The organism is Variovorax sp. V116 (genome assembly GCF_041154435.1).
GTDB lineage: Bacteria > Pseudomonadota > Gammaproteobacteria > Burkholderiales > Burkholderiaceae_C > Variovorax > Variovorax paradoxus.
The window spans coordinates 3,379,060-3,396,858 of the sequence record NZ_AP028661.1 but is presented as its reverse complement, the minus strand read 5'-3'; the positions used below and the strand labels follow the sequence as shown (position 1 = coordinate 3,396,858).

Annotated in this window: 17 protein-coding genes and 1 pseudogene; 7 read left to right on the top strand and 11 right to left on the bottom strand. The window is 69.0% G+C overall.

Annotation, left to right across the window (positions count from 1 at the left end; all coding sequences use genetic code 11):
• Positions 1–22: 22 nt before the first annotated feature.
• Genes ACAM58_RS16180 through ACAM58_RS16170 form a run of 3 tightly spaced genes read right to left on the bottom strand, consistent with a single transcriptional unit; the run spans position 23 to position 3,557 of the window.
• Complete coding sequence (locus tag ACAM58_RS16180; RefSeq protein ID WP_012748442.1) at positions 23–1,114, bottom strand: ABC transporter permease; 1,092 nt, start codon at positions 1,112–1,114, stop codon at positions 23–25.
• The gene (locus ACAM58_RS16175) at positions 1,111–2,628 is read right to left on the bottom strand and encodes a sugar ABC transporter ATP-binding protein (protein ID WP_012748441.1); all 1,518 of its coding nucleotides are present in this window, start codon (positions 2,626–2,628) and stop codon (positions 1,111–1,113) included. Before ACAM58_RS16175 ends, ACAM58_RS16180 begins: the two co-directional genes overlap by 4 nt.
• On the bottom strand, positions 2,625–3,557 hold the full coding sequence (locus ACAM58_RS16170) for an SMP-30/gluconolactonase/LRE family protein (RefSeq protein ID WP_012748440.1): 933 nt from the start codon (positions 3,555–3,557) through the stop codon (positions 2,625–2,627). The genes ACAM58_RS16175 and ACAM58_RS16170 overlap by 4 nt, the downstream gene beginning before the upstream one ends.
• A gap of 231 nt (positions 3,558–3,788) precedes the next feature.
• On the opposite strand from ACAM58_RS16170, the gene ACAM58_RS16165 reads away from it, so the two are divergent.
• A complete protein-coding gene (locus tag ACAM58_RS16165) occupies positions 3,789–4,799 on the top strand; it encodes a LacI family DNA-binding transcriptional regulator (RefSeq protein ID WP_012748439.1) in 1,011 nt (336 codons plus the stop codon).
• An 18-nt stretch (positions 4,800–4,817) separates the two neighbouring features.
• Here ACAM58_RS16165 and ACAM58_RS16160 read toward each other — a convergent pair whose 3' ends face one another.
• A complete protein-coding gene (locus ACAM58_RS16160; protein WP_012748438.1) occupies positions 4,818–5,888 on the bottom strand; it encodes an L-idonate 5-dehydrogenase in 1,071 nt (356 codons plus the stop codon).
• Between the two features lie 12 nt (positions 5,889–5,900).
• Positions 5,901–6,854, bottom strand: coding sequence for a 2-hydroxyacid dehydrogenase (locus ACAM58_RS16155; protein WP_012748437.1), 954 nt, complete (start codon positions 6,852–6,854; stop codon positions 5,901–5,903).
• A 166-nt stretch (positions 6,855–7,020) separates the two neighbouring features.
• Between ACAM58_RS16155 and ACAM58_RS16150 the strand changes: the two genes are divergently transcribed.
• From ACAM58_RS16150 to ACAM58_RS16140, 3 genes are read left to right on the top strand one after another with little or no spacing between them, the layout of a single operon-like run.
• Positions 7,021–7,782 (top strand): glucose 1-dehydrogenase, encoded by a 762-nt coding sequence (locus tag ACAM58_RS16150; RefSeq protein WP_012748436.1) that lies wholly within the window; start codon positions 7,021–7,023, stop codon positions 7,780–7,782.
• A 2-nt stretch (positions 7,783–7,784) separates the two neighbouring features.
• Entirely contained in the window at positions 7,785–8,678 is an 894-nt protein-coding gene (locus ACAM58_RS16145; RefSeq protein ID WP_012748435.1) for an NAD(P)-dependent oxidoreductase, read from the top strand.
• A gap of 50 nt (positions 8,679–8,728) precedes the next feature.
• Positions 8,729–9,067 (top strand): hypothetical protein, encoded by a 339-nt coding sequence (locus ACAM58_RS16140; protein ID WP_012748434.1) that lies wholly within the window; start codon positions 8,729–8,731, stop codon positions 9,065–9,067.
• A gap of 6 nt (positions 9,068–9,073) precedes the next feature.
• On the opposite strand, the gene ACAM58_RS16135 is transcribed toward ACAM58_RS16140, so the two are convergent.
• From ACAM58_RS16135 to ACAM58_RS16110, 6 genes and pseudogenes are all read right to left on the bottom strand, one after another.
• The gene (locus ACAM58_RS16135) at positions 9,074–9,550 is read right to left on the bottom strand and encodes a hypothetical protein (protein WP_012748433.1); all 477 of its coding nucleotides are present in this window, start codon (positions 9,548–9,550) and stop codon (positions 9,074–9,076) included.
• 196 nt (positions 9,551–9,746) lie between these two features.
• Entirely contained in the window at positions 9,747–10,766 is a 1,020-nt protein-coding gene (locus ACAM58_RS16130) for a tripartite tricarboxylate transporter substrate-binding protein (RefSeq protein ID WP_012748432.1), read from the bottom strand.
• A 17-nt stretch (positions 10,767–10,783) separates the two neighbouring features.
• A complete protein-coding gene (locus tag ACAM58_RS16125) occupies positions 10,784–12,190 on the bottom strand; it encodes a sensor histidine kinase (protein WP_012748431.1) in 1,407 nt (468 codons plus the stop codon).
• A complete protein-coding gene (locus tag ACAM58_RS16120) occupies positions 12,187–12,852 on the bottom strand; it encodes a response regulator (RefSeq protein WP_012748430.1) in 666 nt (221 codons plus the stop codon). Before ACAM58_RS16120 ends, ACAM58_RS16125 begins: the two co-directional genes overlap by 4 nt.
• Positions 12,853–12,876: 24 nt before the next feature.
• Positions 12,877–13,886, bottom strand: a pseudogene (locus ACAM58_RS16115) (Bug family tripartite tricarboxylate transporter substrate binding protein).
• Positions 13,887–13,959: 73 nt separating this feature from the next.
• Positions 13,960–14,754 (bottom strand): IclR family transcriptional regulator C-terminal domain-containing protein, encoded by a 795-nt coding sequence (locus tag ACAM58_RS16110; protein ID WP_012748428.1) that lies wholly within the window; start codon positions 14,752–14,754, stop codon positions 13,960–13,962.
• 200 nt (positions 14,755–14,954) lie between these two features.
• Between ACAM58_RS16110 and ACAM58_RS16105 the strand changes: the two genes are divergently transcribed.
• From ACAM58_RS16105 to ACAM58_RS16095, 3 genes are read left to right on the top strand one after another with little or no spacing between them, the layout of a single operon-like run.
• Positions 14,955–15,878, top strand: coding sequence for a shikimate dehydrogenase (locus ACAM58_RS16105; protein WP_012748427.1), 924 nt, complete (start codon positions 14,955–14,957; stop codon positions 15,876–15,878).
• Positions 15,879–15,910: 32 nt separating this feature from the next.
• Positions 15,911–16,462, top strand: a complete 552-nt coding sequence (locus ACAM58_RS16100) for a TRAP transporter small permease (protein WP_012748426.1) — start codon at positions 15,911–15,913, stop codon at positions 16,460–16,462.
• Between the two features lie 15 nt (positions 16,463–16,477).
• Positions 16,478–17,758, top strand: a complete 1,281-nt coding sequence (locus ACAM58_RS16095) for a TRAP transporter large permease subunit (RefSeq protein ID WP_012748425.1) — start codon at positions 16,478–16,480, stop codon at positions 17,756–17,758.
• Positions 17,759–17,799 lie beyond the last annotated feature (41 nt).

Sequence of the window (17,799 nt, the reverse complement as noted above, 5' to 3'; positions counted from 1 at the left end):
CTCCAGTCGTTGCGGTGAACCGTCACTTCGACGGCGTTGAGGGAACCGGTTGTTGCGCATGGTCGAGCTGGCGCTCGGCGATGCGCCGCTTGATCGAGCGGTTGCGCCGCTGCTGCGCCCAGCCCGCGATGCCGATGGACACCAGCAGCGTGAGCCCGTTGAAGAGCGGCTCGACATAGAAGGCACCGCCGAACTGCTGGATGCCCGAGATGCCGATGGCCAGGATCGCCACGCCCACCAGCGTGCCCCACACGTTCACGCGGCCCGGCCGGATGGTGGTGGAGCCGAGGAAGGCGCCGACCAGCGCAGGCAGCAAAAACTCCAGCCCCACGCTGGCCTGGCCGATCTGCAGGCGCGAGGCGAGCAGCACGCCCGCAAAGCCCGAGAGCAGGCCCGATGCGACGAAGGCACCCATCACATGCTTGCGCACCGCGATGCCGTTGAGCTGCGCCGCCTTCGGGTTGGCGCCGATCACGTACAGCGCGCGGCCCAGCGGCGTGAACTCGGTAACGACCCAGAGCGTGACGCTCACCGCGAGCACGTAGAAGGCGCCGACGGGCAGGCCCAGCAGGCTGCCGCCCGCGATGCCGACGAAGCCATCGGGCAGGTCGCCCACCACCTGGCGTCCGCCGCTGTGCCACATCGCGACCGCATAGATCACGGTGCCGGTGCCCAGCGTGGCAATGAAGGAGTCGATCTGCGCAAGCTCGACCAGGAGGCCGTTGAGCACGCCGAACAAGGCCGCGCACAGCAACACGATGAGCACCGCGGCCGGCCACGGCAAGCCGAACTGCGTCTGCAGGCTGATCGCGAGGATGTGCCACAGCACGATGCCGTAGCCCACCGTGAGGTCGATCTTGCCGGTGATCATCGGGATGGTCGCGGCGAGCGCCAGCAGCGCGATCACCGACTTGTCGGCCAGGATCGCGCGCAGGTTGAACAGCGTTGGAAAGGTGTCGGGCAGCAGCAGCGAGAACAGCAGGGCGAGGCCCGCCATCAGCGCCACGAGGCCATAGACCGGCATTGCGCGGCCGATGCGCTGCGCGAAGGAAACGGCCTCGCCGTCGAGCGACTTGTCGGGCTCCAGGGCGGTGGATTTGATCGAACTGCTCATGCGGAAATTTCCTCGTGCGCCACGGCGGCGCCTGCTGCCAATGCCAAAAGTTTTTCCACCGTGATCGCATCGCCCGTCAATTCGGCGGCGATCAGCCCGTCGCGGAAGACGAGCACGCGGGTGCACACGGTCGCGATTTCCTCGAAGTCGGTGGAGACCACCACCAGCGCGGTGCCGGCCTCCGCGCGCTCGCGCAGCACGCCGTAGATCTGCCGCTTGGCGCCGACATCGACGCCGGCCGTGGGCTCTTCGAGCACCACGAGCGGCTTGCCCAGGTGGAACCAGCGCGCCAGCACCACCTTCTGCTGGTTGCCGCCCGAAAGCTGCTGCACCTCGGCCGACGGCGCGGGCGGGTTGATGTCGAACCGGCGGATCAATGCGAGCGCGCTGTCGTTCTCGCGGCGCGGACGATCGAAGGCCAGGCCGCGATCGCCATGCAGCGCGGCGTTGGGGAACAGGTTCTCCAGCACCGTCATCGAGCCGGCGAGGTTTTCTTCAAGGCGTTCGCCGGCGACATAGGCCACGCCCGCGCGAATGGCATCGGCGGGGCAGGTGAAATCGCATTCCTTGCCGAGCAGCCGCATGCGGCCGGCCGACAAGGGCTCGCGCCCGAAGATCGCGCGGCTGATGGCCTCGTGCCCCGCGCCGCGCAGGCCGACGAGGCCCAGCACTTCGCCGCGGTGCACAGAGAGGCTCAGCGGGCCGGCATTGCCGCTGGCCGCGCCGTCCAGCTGCAGCACCGGCACGCTTGCTGCCGGAACGCTCGCCTTGGGCACCGAGGCCGAGAGCGCCTTGCCGACGATCAGCCCGACCAGCTCGCCTTCGTTGGTGTGCGCCGTGGTCTTCACCGCCACCAGCTTGCCGTCGCGCATCACGGCTGCGCGGTCGGAGATGGCCATCACTTCGTCGAGCCGGTGCGACACGTAGAGCATCGCCATGCCCTGCCGGCGCAGTTCGCGCAGCACGCCGAACATGCGCTCCACGTCGCTCATCGGAAGGCTGGCCGAGGGCTCGTCGAGCACCAGCAGGCGCGCCTTGACTTCGAGCGCACGGCCGATGGCGAGCAACGATTTCTCGGCCCGCGTGAGCGAGAACACGCGGCGGCCGGGATCGATGTCGCAGCCCACGCGCGCCATCACGCGGCGTGCGGTGTCGTTCGCGGCGGACCAGTCGATGAGGCCGAAGCGGCGCGGGTAGCCGGTGCCGAGGCACACGTTCTCGGCCACGGTCATCCATTCGACAAGGCCCAGGTCCTGGTGAATGAAGGCGACGGGTTGCTCGCGTCGGTCGGTGCGCCGCCAGGCGGCTTGCGGCTGGCCGTCGAAAAGAATCTCGCCCTGGTCCGCGGGATAGATGCCCGCGAGCAGCTTGATGAGCGTGGATTTGCCCGCGCCGTTCTCGCCGAGCAGCGCGAGGATTTCGCCGGCGCGCACATCGAGCGTCACGTGGTCCACGGCCTGCGTGCCGCCGAAGCGTTTGCAGAGGGACTGGAATTGCAGGAGGGGCGCGCTCATGGGCAGGTCGCTCCGCGCGTGTGGAGGCGGATGCGATAGAGCGAAGTGGAGGCGCACACGTAGAGCGCGTTGCCGTCGCTGCCGCCGCTGCCGCCGAAGGTGAGGTTGCCCACCTTTTCCGGCACGGCGATGCGCGCCATGCGCGTGCCGTCGGGGTGGTAGACCTGCACGCTGTCGGCGCTGCTCGTGTAGAGGAACCCGTTCACGTCGATGCGAAAGCCATCGGAAAGCCCCGGGTTCACCATGGCGAACACGCGCGGGTTGGCGAGGTCCTGTCCGCCGATCACGTCGAAGGCGACGATGTGGTGGTGGCCCGAGCCGTCGGTGCGCAACGCGGCCGAGGTGTCGCTCACATAAAGGATGCTTTCGTCGGGCGAGAAGGCCAGGCCGTTCGGCTCTTCGATGAAGTCGCTCACCGCACGCAGCGCACCGGTGGCGGGGTCGAAGCGAAAGACATGGTTGCGGCCCAGTTCGCTCTCGGCCTTGTGGCCTTCATGGTCCGAGACGATGCCGTAGGGCGGATCGGTGAACCAGATGCTGCCGTCGCGCTTCACGACCACGTCGTTCGGAGAGTTGAGGCGCCGGCCCTGGTAGCGGTCGACCACGACCTCGTCGGCCAGCGGCACGAAGCCCGGGCCGAAGCGGGTGCGCACGATGGCACGCCGGCCGTGCGAGCAATGGAGCAGGGCGCCATCGGCCTCGCGCGTGTGGCCGTTGGTGAACTCCACGCCTTCGCGCCACACGCTCATGCCGGTGTCGGCGTGCCAGCGCAGCATGCGGTTGTTGGGAATGTCGCTCCAGAGCACCGCGCCGTCTTCGTGCATCCACACCGGGCCTTCGCTCCATGCCGCCCCGGTGCACAGGCGTTCGAGCGGCGGGGCGCCATGGACCACGGATGCGAAACGGGCGTCGAAGACTTCGATGGTCATGGCCGAAGTCTGGCATCGAGTGTGATACCGGTAACCTAGGCTTTTCCCGAACAGGAGTGCGGTCTGGCGTCACTCTAGAATTTCCACCATGCCGGACATCGGAAGATCCGATCCGGATGCGAAATTTTCGTTATCGGTATCCATCGAATCCCTCGCATATCCTCAAGCCCATTCCAGAGAGAGCACTTGCCCCCGACCAAAGCCCCCGCCCCCCCGTCCCGCCCGGCAACAATGGCCGACGTGGCCGCGCGCGTCGGCGTCTCGAAGATGACGGTGTCGCGCGCGCTGAACCGCAGCGCGGGCAGCGACCGCGCGACCTCCGAGGCGCTGCGCCAGCGCATCCTGCAGGCCTGCGAGGAGATGGGCTATGTGATCGACCAGACCGCGCGCACTTTCTCCAGCAAGCGCTCGGGCTTCATCGCGGTGCTGATCCCGTCGCTCAACAACTCCAATTTTTCCGAAACCGCGCAGGGCATCACCGCGGCCGTCGAAGCGCGCGGCCTGCAGGTGCTGCTGGGCTATACCGACTACCGCGTGGAGAACGAGGAGCGCCTGCTGCGCGCCATGCTCGCGCGCCGGCCCGAAGGCGTGATCCTCACCGGCGGCTCGCACACCCCCGCCGCGCGCGCCATGCTGCAAGCGGCGGGCGTGCCGGTGGTCGAGACCTGGGACCTGCCCGCCACGCCCATCGAGCACACGGTCGGCTTCTCCAATGCGGAGGCGGCCGGCGCGATGGTGCGGCACCTGCACGGCCAGGGCTACCGGCGCATCGCCTTCATCGGCGGCACCTCGAACCGCGACACGCGCGGGGCCGACCGGCAGCGCGGCTACGCGCAGGCGATCCGCGAACTCGGCCTGCCCGACGGCCGCGTGATCAGCTTCGGCCAGCCGCCGATTTCGATGGCGCAGGGCGGCGAAGCGGTGGCGCAATTGATCCGCCAGTGGCCCGACGTGGACGCGGTGCTCTGCGTGTCCGACCTGTCGGCGTTCGGCGCCTTGATGGAATGCCAGCGCCGCGGCTGGGAGGTGCCGGGCCGCATCGCGATCGCGGGCTTCGGCGACTTCGAGGTGGCCCGCGCCTCGCACCCGCGCATCACGACCGTGGCGGTGGATTGCGTGGGCCTGGGCAAGGCGGCCGGCGAACTGCTGCTGCGCGTGATGGACGGTGCCGCCGACGGCCATCGCCCACCGCCGGAGACGGTGCTGATCCCGTTCCAGATCACCCAGCGCGAGAGTTCCTGAGCCCGCTCCCGCGCAGGCTCAGGCGGTTGCGGCTTCCCCGGCGTCCGCAAAATCGATCAGCACCTTCATCGCCTGCTTCCGGTCGCTCGCCAGCTCGAAAGCCTCGCGCGCCTGCAGCATCGGAAAGGTGTGCGACACCACCGGCGACAGGTCGACCCGCCCTTCGTTGATGAGCCGCACCGCCAGCGCGAATTCCGCATGGAAGCGGAACGAGCCGCAAATGCTGAGCTCCTTGGCCACCACCATGTTCTGCGGAATGCTCACGTCGCCGCCCAGGCCCAGCTGCACCACCACGCCGCGCGGGCGCATCACCTCGAGCCCGTCGCGCAGCGCGCGTTCGTTGCCCGAGCATTCGAGCATCACGTCGAACGTGCCCTTGTCGGCCGAATAGCGCGACACCCAGGCCTTGTCCTGCGCGACGTTGATGGCGTGGTCGGCGCCGATGGCGCGTGCAATCGCGAGCGGTTCGTCGACCACGTCGGTCGCCACGATCTCGGCCGCGCCGTGCACGCGCGCCGCCGCAATGGCCAGCACGCCGATGGGCCCGCAGCCCGACACCAGCACGCGCTTTCCCAGCAGCGGCCCTGCGCGCGAGACGCCATGCAGCCCGACCGAGAACGGCTCGGCCAGCGCCGCGAGGCGCAGCGGCACGTGGTCCGCCACCTTCACGCATTGCGTGGCCTCGCACAGCAGCATGTTGCGGAATGCGCCCTGCACGTGCGGCATGCGCATGGCGCTGCCGTAGAAGCGCATCTCCAGGCACTGGTTGGGCAGGCCTTCGAGACAGAACTTGCAGGCGCCGCAGGGGCGGCTCGGATTGATGGCGACCTTGTCGCCGATGCGCACGCTGTCGACGCCGGGCGCCGTGGCCACCACGGTGCCGGCCACCTCGTGGCCCAGCACCATCGGCTCCTTGATGCGCACCGTGCCGAAGCCGCCGTTGTGGAAGTAGTGCAGGTCGGAGCCGCAGATGCCGCCCATGCCGACCTTCACCAGCACCTGGCCCGGGCCGATCTCGCCCGCGTCCTGTTCCTCCAGCCGCAGGTCGTCGGGGGCATGGATCACGAGGCACATACAACGCATACGCATGGAATTTCTCCTTCAGGCCACGGGGGTAATGAGAGGCAGGCCGCCGAAGTGCGCCTGCAGGTTGCGGCGCACCAGCTCGCCCATGGCGCGGCGGGTCTGCTCGGTGCCGCTGCCATGGTGCGGATGCAGCACCACATTGTCGAGCGCCGCAAAGCGCGGGTCGATGCGCGGCTCGTTCTGGAACACGTCGAGCGCCGCGCCTGCGATGCTGCGCTGCTCGAGCGCCTGCAGCAGCGCGCCCTCGTCGACCGTGGTGCCGCGCGACACGTTCACAAGCCAGCCATTGGGCCCCAGCGCCTGCAGCACTTCCGCGTTGACGATGCCCCGCGTGGCCTCGCCGCCGGGCAGGATGACGATGAGCACGTCGCACCATTCGGCCATGGCCGCGAGGCTGCCGAAGTGGCGATGCGGGCTGTCCTCGCGCGCCGTGCGGCTGAAGTAGCCCAGCTCCATCTCGAAGCCCGAAAGCCGCCGCGCGATGGTGCTGCCGATGCGGCCGAAACCGGCGATGCCGATGCGCTGGCCGAAGACGCGCGTGGTCAGCGGCATGCCGCCGTTGGCCCAGGCGCCGCTGCGCACGAAGGCATCGCCCGCGGGAATGCGCCGCTGCAATGCCAGCGTGAGCCCGACAGCGAGGTCGGCCACGTCGCCGTTGAGCACGTCGGGCGTGTTGGTCACGCGGATGCCGCGGGCGCGGCAGGCCGCAAGGTCGATGCCGTCGGTGCCCACGCCGTAGCAGGCGATCAGTTCGAGAGCGGGCAGGGCGGCGATGAGCTCGGCGTTCGCGCCCAGTTCGCCGCGCGTGGCGACCGCGCGGATGTTCGGCGCATGTTCGGCGATGAAGGCCTGCCGGTCGGGTGCCTCCCACAGGCGGTGCAGCGTGTACTGCGACCGCAGGGGTGCCATGTCCCATTCGGGGTAGGTGCCGGGCATCAGCACGTGCGGGGATGGGGTGGCAGCGGTCAAACGGTTCTCCTGCGGTGAATCGCAAATATGATATCGGTAACTCTAGAGTCCGCGAAGGAGAGATGGAATACAGGTTTCACCCATTGACGATAATTAAAGATACCGGTAACTTGAAGAGACTGTCACACACCCATCCGCATCCGCTTTCCTCCCCAAGGAGCTTTTCTTGAAATTGTTCGACCTGTCCGGGCGTATCGCCCTCATTACCGGCTCCAGCAAGGGCATCGGCTTCGCGCTGGCGGCGGCGCTCGGTGCGGCCGGCGCTCGCGTCGTGCTCAATGCGCGCGATGCCGCTTCGCTCGCCGCGGCCCGCGATGCGCTGCGCACCCAGGGCGTGGCAGCCGAGGCCGTGTCCTTCGACGTCACCGACGCCGCTGCCGTGGAAGCCGGCGTGGCCCGCATCGAAGCGGAGATCGGCCCGATCGAGATCCTCGTCAACAACGCCGGCATGCAGCATCGCGGTCCCTTCGCGGAGTTTCCGATCGATGCCTGGCACAAGATCACCACCACCAACATCGACAGCGTGTTCCTCGTCGGCCGCTTCGTGGCGCAGCGCATGATCGAGCGCAAGCGCGGCAAGATCATCAACGTGTGCTCGGTGCAGAGCGAACTGGGGCGGCCCAACATCGCGCCCTACGCCGCCACCAAGGGCGCGGTGAAGATGCTCACCAAGGGCATGGCGATCGATCTCGGCAAGCACGGCATCCAGGTCAACGGCCTCGGCCCCGGCTACTTCAAGACCGAACTCACCGAGGCGCTGGTGAACGACGAAGCCTTCACCGCATGGCTCTCGGGCCGCACGCCGGCCGGACGATGGGGCGATGTGCAGGAGCTGGGCGGCGCGGCCATCTTCCTGGCCTCGGATGCCTCGAGCTTCGTCAACGGCCACATCCTCTACGTCGACGGCGGCATCACCGCCAGCCTCTGACCATGACATTCCACCGCCAGCGCATCGCCGTGATCGGCGTGGGCATCATGGGCTCGGCGATTGCGCGCCGATTGCTCGAATGCGGGCACGCAGTGAGCGTGTTCGATCCCGACAAGGCCAAGGTCCAGGCGCTGCAGGCGCAGGGCGCCCACGCCGCTCCCACCGCGGCCGACGCAGCGGCCGCGAGCGACTTCGTGATCACGAGCCTCAACGCGGCCGCCGTGGTCGAGCGCGCACTGTTCGGCGAAAACGGCGTGGTCGATGCGCCGGCGGACGCGCAGCGGCTGGTGATCGACATGTCCTCCATCGATCCGCCGTCCACGCGCCGGCTCGCGCAGACATTGCGCGAACGCACGGGCATGGGCTTCGTGGATGCGCCGCTCTCGGGCGGCGCGCCCAAGGCGCTGCTCGGGCAACTGACGGTGATGGCGGGCGGCAGCGTGGAGGACGTGACGCGCGCCCGCGCCGTCATGGACAGCCTCTGCGCCAACTACACCCACATGGGCGAGAGCGGCGCCGGGCAGACCACCAAGCTGGTCAACCAGCTGCTGTGTGCCATCGGCTTCCAGGCCGTGGCCGAGGCGGTGCGAATCGCCGAAGCCGGCGGCGTCGATGCCTCGAAGCTGCCCGCGGCCCTCGCCGGCGGCCGCGCCGACAGCCAGATCCTGCGCGAGTTCGGGCCCAAGATGGCCGCGCGCGACTACACGCCGACAGGCCGCATCGACAACATGCTCAAGGATCTCGAGGCGGTCCAGAGTTTTGCGCAAGGCCAACGGCTGCCGTTGCCGCTTGCGGGCATCGTCTCGGAGCTGCATCGCACCTTCGTGGCGGCCGGCCTCGGGCCCGAGGACACCGCGGCCATGATGCGGCAGTTCGACGGCTATGCCCGCGGCTGAACACGCGCCGATTCCCATCCCGTCGAACTCAATCAAGGAAACGAAAAATCATGTTCATCCGCTGCGCGTTTTTCAAGGGGCGGGTCAAGCCCGGCATGGAGCAGGCTTTCGACCGCCATGTGCACGAGACGCTTGTGCCGCTGTGGACCCGCTTTCCCGGCGCGCTCGAAGTGCGCGTGCTGCGCCAGCTGGAAAGCGATGTGGGCGATCCCGAGCTCGCGATGGTGCTGTCCATCCGCTACGCGACCCGCGAAGACATCGCGCGCGCTCTCGATTCACCCGTTCGCTACGAAAGCCGCGAAGCGTCCAAGGCGCTCTTCGACATGTTCGACGGGACCGTTTTCCATACGGTCTTCAGCGCCGAGGAATTCGTGCTCCCCACCGCCTGACTGCGCTCACTGGCTCGCCGACGCGTGCAGGTCGCGCGGCAGCCGCAGCGTGGTCGCGCTGGCTCCCGCGGGGCAGGGGCCGTCGGAATAGATCGGATTGCCATTGGGCATGAGGCACTTGCTCACCACGGTGACGGCGGGTGCCGCCCTGGCGGGCTCGACGGGAGCTTCGAAGTTCGCATTCGCCGGCGATGCGCGATGGAACACCGGCATGGCCGGCTCCACCGATGAACGTTTCACCGAATCCGGCAGCCCGAGGCGGCCGGCCGATTGGATGGCCTCGACATAGGCTGGCATGACCGCAGGTGGCGTAGCCGGCGTGCGCGCCGCGTTCTCGTGCACCAGGTCTTTCAACGTCACGTAGAAGAGGGACACCGCCACCAGCGCCACCGCCAGGCACGGGGCCCAGTACCGTTCGGAGCCGCCGCGGGACTGCGAGGCCTCGCGCGGCTTGAAGGTGTCGATCCTGTGTTGCAGGCTCATGGCCCAGGCTCCGTGCTCGTGTCCAGCCGTTGTAAACGGCAGGGACCGTGCGCATCTGTAGGCCTGCGCCATGCGTCTTGACGGAATCCGTCCCGAAACCGCTACGGAGAAGATCACTGCCCCGCCCATTGGCGTGAGCGCGCCCAGGGGCCGGCCGCTGACGGGATGCGGCATCGGCCGGTGCTGCTTCGTGTGCTCAGGGCTTCCAGCGGCGCAGTCCGAGTTCGTCCGCGAGCGCCTGGTAGGTCTTGATGCGCGCCTGCACGTAGTCGTCGAGCGCGGCGCCGGTGAGCGCGAAAGGATATAGGCCGTGCCGTTCGCGCAGCGCCGCATAGCCGGGCGCGGCCGCGGCTTCGGCGAAGGCCGCGGTCCAGGCGCGCATGGCGGCATCGGGCACGTTCGCGCTCAGGTACAGGCCGCGCACGGTCGGCCAGACGATGTCCACGCCTTGCTCGCGCGCGGTCGGCACGCCGGCGAGCGCACCGCCCAGCCGCGCCTGCGAGAGCACGGCCAGCAGGCGCACCGCCGCGCCGCCCGCAATGGCCTGCAGCGCTTCGGCTGCATCGCCCGGGAACACATCGACGTGCCTTCCCTGCAGCGCGCCCAGCGCATCGCCACCGCCTTCGAAGGACACGAAGCGCATGGCCCGGTGGTCGCGGCCCGCGGCGCGCACCAGCAGTGCGGCCTTCACCCAGTCCTGGCTGCCGACCGTGCCGCCCGCGCCGAAGGCCACGCGCGAGGGCTCCTGCCGCAGGGCGGCGATCAGGTCCGGCAGGCGCTTGTAGGGGGAGTCGCGGTGAACGGCGATCACGCCGTAGTCGGTGCCGAGCGTGGCGATCCAGCGCACCGCCGTAGGCGGGTGCGGCCCGAAGCGGCCTTGCGCAAGATTGAGCAGCGAGCCGCTCGAGAACGCCACCAGCGTGCCCGGTCCGCCGAGCCGGCCGGTGGCAATGCGGTCGAAGGCCACCGCACCGATGCCGCCCGGCAGGTAGCGCTGGCCCAATGGCGGACGCCTCGGGCGCACCGCCTGCAGCGCGTCGCGCGCGAGGGCGCAGGTGAGGTCGAAGCCGCCGCCGGCCTTGGCGGGAATGATGCAGTCCGCCGCGGCCTCGGACGGATCGTTGGCCGAGGCCGCAGTGGCGCGAAGACTTCCGGGCAGCAGCAATGCCGACAGTGCGCGAAGCGCATGGCGGCGGGTAGCAGAGGGGATCGGCATGGGCTGTGTGCGCCCGGCTAGCTGGCGGCCGGCCGAGGCCACCAGATGATCGCATGCAGGCCCGTGCCTGCCTCGCGTGCCTCGAGCCGCAGCTCTCCCCGGTGCCGCTGCGCGATGGAGCGTGCAATGGCCAGGCCGAGGCCGAAGCCGCCCTTGCCCGCGCGGGCGCCGCGGCGAAAGCGCTGGCCCAGCGCGGCGCGCTCTTCGCCGCTCAGGCCCGGACCGTCGTCTTCGACGTTGAGGCTCCAGCCCGCCGCATCGCCCGCCGCGAAGAGCGTGATCGTGCCTTCGGCCGGCGTGTAGGCGACGGCGTTTGCCACAAGGTTGCTCAACGCCTCGCGCAGCAGCCCGCGGTCCGCCACCGCGAAGAACTCCGGCGCGGGCGCATGGATGCCCAGGTCGATGCGCTTGGCGCGCGCGAGCGGCAGCAGGTCGACGGCCACTTCGCGCAGCAGCGCCGCAAGGTCGAATTCGGCGGGTTCCACCGCCACCGTGTCGCTGCGGCCCAGCGCAAGCAGCTGCTGCGCGCTGCGCGTCGCTCGGCCGATCTCGGTGCCGAGCGCATCGAGCGTGGCCTGCACCTGCGCCGGGTCCTGCTCGCGCTTCGCGTAGTCGGCCTGCATCTGCAGCGTGGTGAGGTGGGTGCGCAGCTGGTGGGACGCATCGTCGAGAAACTGGCGCTGCTGCGCCACCAGTTCCTGCGTGCGCGACATCTGCTGGTTGACCGCTGCGACGAGCGGGCGTACCTCGGCCGGCAGGTCGGCCTCCGCGATGCGCGTCAGGTCGTCCGGCGTGCGGGCCTGCACCTCGCGCGCCAGCCTCGACAGCGGCCGCAGCGCCGCCGCAAGCGCAAGCGCGGTGCCGCACAGCAGCATCGCCAGCACCAGCCCGTCGCGCAGCGCGGCGCTGCGGACAAAACGTGCGGTGAACTCCTGCCGCGAGCGCGTGCTTTCGCCCACCTGGATCAGCACGCTGCGTCCGGTGCTGCCGGCCGGCGCGCGGTCGAGGTCGCGCCGGTAGGCCGCCAGCCGCACGGACTCGCCGAAGTAGGTTGCGTCGTAAAAGGCCGGCACGCCCATGGCCAGCGTGGCGGGCGGCGCGGGCAGGTCGGCGCTGCCGAGTTCGACCAGCCCGTCGGAGGTCGCCACGCGAAAGAACACCTGGCCGCTGGCCGTGAGCTCGAAGAACTCGAACATCGTGTAGGGCAGCTCGACCGAGAGGCCGCCCGAGGCCGTGGAGATGTTGGCGTCGATCGACTTGAGCGCGCCGAGCAGCGAACGGTCGTAGGCCGCATTGGCGGCGGCCAGCGCGTCGTGCCGCGTCATCCACAGCTCGATGCCGGTCACCAGCAGCAGGGCAGGGAACAGCAGCAGCGCGAGCCGCTGCCACAGGCTAGCGCGCCGCAGGCGAGCCGCAATGCTCACTCGGTCTCCAGCACGTAGCCCAGGCCGCGCAGCGTCACGATGCGCACGCCGCTGCCGTCGAGCCGCTTGCGCAGCCGGTAGACCAGCACCTCGACAGCTTCCAGATGCACCTCGTCGTCGTCGGAGAACACGCGGTCGAGGATCTGCTGCTTGGACAGCGGCTCGCCGCTGCGCTGCACCAGCGCGCGCAGCACCGCCTGTTCGCGCGGCGACAGCGCCAGCGCCTCGCCGCCCAGCACGAACTGGCGGCGCGCGCCGTCGTACGCGAGCGGGCCGCAGGCCAGGCGCGGATGCTCCACGCCGCGCGCGCGGCGCACCAGCGCATGCAGCCGCGCCTCGAGCTCGGCCAGCGCAAAGGGCTTGGCGAGGAAGTCGTCGGCGCCCGCGTTGAGCGAGGCCACGCGCTCGTTCAGCGAATCGCGCGCGGTGAGGATCAGCGCGGGCAGCCGCTGGTCGCGCTCGCGCAGCCGCTGCAGCACCGTGTGGCCGTCCATGCCCGGCAGGCCGAGGTCGAGCACCAGCGCGTCGTGGTCGCGCTGCTGCAAGGCGCGGTCTGCCAGCCGGCCATCGTCCACCCATTCGACCTGGATGCCCGCATGCTCCAGCGCCTTGCAGAGCCAGGTGCCCAGGGTGTGTTCGTCTTCGGCCAGCAGGATGCGCATGGCGCGATGCTAGGGGCTGCGCCGTCAGTCGGGCTTGATGTTTGCCCTTGCAATGACCTTCTTCCAGCGCGCCTGCTCGGCCGCGATGAACTGCGCGAACTGCTCGGGCGTGCCGCCGACGGCTTCGGCGGCATCGGCCGTGAGCCGCTGCATCGAATCGGGCGACTTCACGGCCTTCATCGTCTCGGCCGAGAGCCGGGCCAGGTTCGCGGGCTCCATGTTGGCCGGCGCGAGCATGCCGTACCACTGCGTCATCTCGAAGCCGGGGAAGCCCTGCTCGGCCACCGTGGCCACGTCGGGCAGCTGCGCCAGGCGCTTGGCCGAGCCGGTGGCGATGCAGCGCACCTTGCCGGCCTTGATGAACGGAATGATGGCCGCGGCGCCGATGGCCGAGGCGTCGAGCCGGCCCGAGAGCAGGTCGGTCACCATCGGCCCGGTGCCGCGGTAGGGCACGTGCAGCATGAACACGTCGCGGTCATCTTCAGGTATTCGAAGGCCAGGTGGCCCGCGCTGCCGTTGCCCGCGGAGCCGTAGCTCAGCTTGCCCGGCTTCGACTTGGCGTAGGCGATGAATTCCTTGAGGTTCTTCGCGGGCACGTCGGGGTGCACCACGTAGAGGCTGGGCACCTTGGCCAGCAGGCTCACGGGCTTGAAGTCCTTGTTGGGGTCGTAGGGCAGCTTGGCGAAGATGAACGGATTGACCGCCAGCGTGCCGATGTGGCCGAGGATGATCGTGTGCTGGTCGGTGCTGCGCGCCACCTCGCTCATTGCGATGTTGCCGGCCGCGCCCGGCTTGTTGTCGACGAACACGCTCTGGCCCAGCGTGCGCGAGAGCTCGGCGGCGGTGGAGCGCGCCACGATCTCCGAGCTGCCGCCCGGCGCAAAGGGCACGACGAAGCGCACCGACTTGCTCGGCCAGCCGGCCTGGGCCGAGGCCAGCGAAGGCAGCAGGCCGCCCAGGGCCAGGGCGCTGCCGCCTTGCAGCCATTGGCGGCGCGTGGGCTGCGGATCGTTCAGGAAGAAGTCGTCGAACATGGTGCTTGTCTCCATCGCTTGTGTGAAAGAAAGCCCGCATCCTGCCCCACGGATGCTGTCGGAAAGCTGTCGGTCAGATCAGGTTGCGCATGGCCTGCGCGGTTTCACGCAGGACCGGCAGCACGCGCGCCACCGCGTCCTCGGAGCTTTCGTGGCCCATCGGCATGGTGATGTTGAGCGCGCCCACCAGCGTGCCGTGGCGGTCGCGCAGCGGCACCGCGATGCCGCGCGAATTGAGGTCCAGCTGCTGCTCCGACAGCGCCCAGCCCTGTGCCCGGATGCGCGCGAGCTCCAGCTTCATGCGCTCCATGCTCGCGATGGTGTGCGAGGTGAACACCTGCAGCTGCCGCGTGGCGAGCCAGCCGGCCAGCTCGGCGTCGCTGCGCAGCGCGAGCATCAGCATGCCCGCGGCCGTGACCTGCGCCGGCACCCGCGCGCCCAGCACGTAGCCGGTGCTCATGCTGCGGTTGGGTCCGTTGCGCGCGATGTAGACCACCTCGTCGCCGTCCATCACGCTGAGGTAGGCGATCTCGCTGGTGCCGGCGGCCACGCGCTGCAGGAAGGGCTGGACGATGCGCGGCAGCCGGGCCGAGTCGAGGTACGACTGCCCAAGCCGCAGCACGCGCGGCGTGAGCCAGAACAATTTGCCGTCGCTCGCCACGTAGCCCATGTGCTGCAGGGTCAGCAGGTAGCGCCGCGCGGCCGTGCGCGTCATGCCGGTGCGTTCGCCGGCCTGGCTGGCGGTGAGGCGCGGATGGGCGTCGTCGAAGGCTTCGATGATGCTCACGCCGCGTTCCAGCCCGGCGATCCAGTCGCGCTTGTCGAGGCCGGCGGGCGCGGGGGAAAGATCGGTGGCATCGGTGCTCATGGCCGAAGTGTGCCGTGCGGCGGGCTGCGCGGCGGCTCGGCCGGATCAGGACAAACCCTGTTTATGTACGATCATCGAACGAACAAGGATGATTGTCGATCGATTGGGGCTTGATTCCCGAGCGAAATCCACGGAGAGGTGGCTAAAGTTCGCCTTGGCAATGGTCCTGGAGCGATTGCCGTACAAAAAAGAGGCAAGACATGACCACCTCCATCAGCGGCAGCACCCTGGCTTACCTGATTCCCGGCGACCCCGTGCGCAACGTACGCCTGCCGCGGATGTTCAACGCCGCCTTCGAGCGCTTCGGCATCGACGCGGTGCTGGTGCCCGTGCAGGTGCCGCTGCGCGATTTCGCGGTGTTCTTCAAGTCGGCCTTCCTCGCGCGCAACGTGCGCGGCATGGTGATTGCGCCGCCGCACAAGCCGCTGGCGGTCGACCTGCTCGACGGCTGCGGCCTGTTCGGCCGCGTGGCGGGCTCGGTCAACGTGGTGCGCCGCATCGAGAACAGCGAGCTGGAGGGCGACCTGTTCGACGGCGAAGGCCTCTTGGGCGCGCTGGACCACTTCAACATTCCGTTCCGCGGCAAGCGGGTGCTGATCCTGGGCGCCGGCGTGAGCGCCGCGGCCATCGGCGTGGCGCTGGCCGAAGGCGGCACGGTCGACGGCGCCGAGCACATCGCCTTCTACGACACCTCGGCCGGCAGGGCGGCCGGCGTGGCGGCCAAGCTCGACGCCTTCTTCGACGCCAACGTGGTGGCGGTCGACAGCAATGCGCCCGAAGGCTACGACCTCGTCATCAACGCCACGCCGCTGGGCCTGGACGAAGCCGACGCGCTGCCCGTGGACGTCGCGCGCATGGACGGCCATGCCGCGCTGTTCGACATCCTGCTGCGCAACCAGCCGACGCCGCTGGTGCGCGCGGCGCGCGCGCGCGGCCTCAATGCGCAGGCCGGCTTCGAGATGCTGATCCAGCAGATGCCGCACTACTTCGGGTACTTCGGCCACAAGGATGCGGCCGAAGCGCTGCGCAAGGATGCGGATTTCCTGCGCGAGCTGATCTATCCGCCGGCCATGGCCGCAGAGATCAGGCAGCCCCTGCGCTACCAATCCCCGAGCGTGGCCTGACAGAGGAAACCAATTTACAAGGAGGAGACGCAATGACAAGGATTTTCGACGGCTACTGCAAGCTGCTCGACATGCTGATCGCGCTGGCGCTTGCCATCATGGTGGTGCTGGTGTTCGGCAACGTGGTGCTTCGCTATGCCTTCAACTCGGGCATCACCGTGTCGGAGGAAGTGTCGCGCTGGCTGTTCGTGTGGGTCACGTTCCTGGGGGCGGCGGTCGCGGTCAAGGAGCGCGGGCACCTGGGCACCGACTTCCTGGTGGCCCGCCTGCCGGTGCTGGGCAAGAAGATCTGCCTGGTGGTGGGCCATCTGCTCATGCTGTATGCGACCTGGCTGCTGTTCAGCGGCAGCCTGGCGCAGGCAAAAATCAATTGGGACGTGGAGGCGCCGGTGACCGGCGCATCGGTGGCGATCTTCTACGCCTCGGGCATCGTGTTCGCGGTGTCGGCGGCGGTGTTCCTGCTGAGCGACCTGGTGCGCGCGCTCACCGGCCGGCTGGGCGAAGAGGAGCTCGTGATGGTGCAGGAGTCGGAGGACCTTGCGCAGCTCGGGCGCGACGACGGCAACCCCCATGGCAAGCGCTGAGAGCCGGAGCCCCCAATGACCGTATTCATCTTCCTCGGCTCGCTGCTCGCCGCCATGGCGCTGGGCATTCCAATTGCCTATTCGCTGCTGCTTTCGGGCGTGGCACTGATGGTCCACCTCGACCTGTTCGATGCGCAGATCCTCGCGCAGAACGTGGTGAACGGCGCCGACAGCTTTCCGCTGCTTGCCGTGCCGTTCTTCATGCTGGCCGGCGAGATCATGAACGTCGGCGGCCTTTCCAAGCGCATCGTCCACCTGGCGCTGACGCTCGTCGGCCATCGCCGCGGCGGGCTCGGCTTCGTCGCCATCCTGGCGGCCTGCCTGCTGGCCGCGCTGTCGGGCTCGGCGGTGGCGGACACAGCCGCGCTCGCGGCGCTGCTGCTGCCGATGATGGTGCGCGCGGGCCATGACAAGGCGCGCGCCGGGGGGCTCATCGCTTCGGCCGGCATCATCGCGCCGGTCATCCCGCCCTCGATCGGCTTCGTGATCTTCGGCGTGGCCGCCAACGTGTCGATCAGCAAGCTGTTCCTGGCCGGCATCGTGCCCGGCATCATGCTGGGGGCGGGCATCGCCATCGCGTGGTGGTGGGTTGCCAAGCGCGAGAACGTCCAGCCTGCGCCCAAGGCCACCGGCGCCGAGCGCGCGAAGGCCTTCAAGGAGTCGCTCTGGGCGCTGTTCCTGCCGGTGATCGTGCTGGTCGGCCTCAAGATGGGCGTGTTCACGCCCACCGAGGCGGCCGTGGTCGCGGCGGTCTACGCGCTGTTCGTTGCGATGGTGGTCTACCGCGAGATGAACTTCGCGCAGCTCTACCGGGTCTTCGTGAGCGCGGCCAAGACCACGGCCGTGATCATGTTCCTGGTGGCGGCGGCCATGGTTTCGGCCTGGCTCATCACGGTGGCCGACCTGCCGAGCAAGCTCATCAGCCTGCTGGAGCCCTTCATGGGCAACCAGACCCTGTTGCTGATCGCGATCATGGTGCTCGTGATGGCGGTCGGCACGGCCATGGACATGACGCCGACCATCCTGATCCTCACGCCTGTCCTGATGCCGGTGGTCAAGGCCGCGGGCATCGACCCGGTGTACTTCGGCGTGCTGTTCATCATCAACAACGCCATCGGGCTGATCACGCCGCCGGTGGGCACGGTGCTCAACGTGGTGGCGGGCGTCGGCAAGATGAAGATGGACGAGGTGACGCGCGGCGTGCTGCCGTTCATGACGGCGCAGTTCATCGTGATGTTCCTGCTCGTATTTTTCCCCTCGCTGGTGATGGTGCCCATGCGCTGGTTCGCCGGCTGACCCCACGTTTCACGTTTCTTTTTTTGACTCAATCCCCAAGG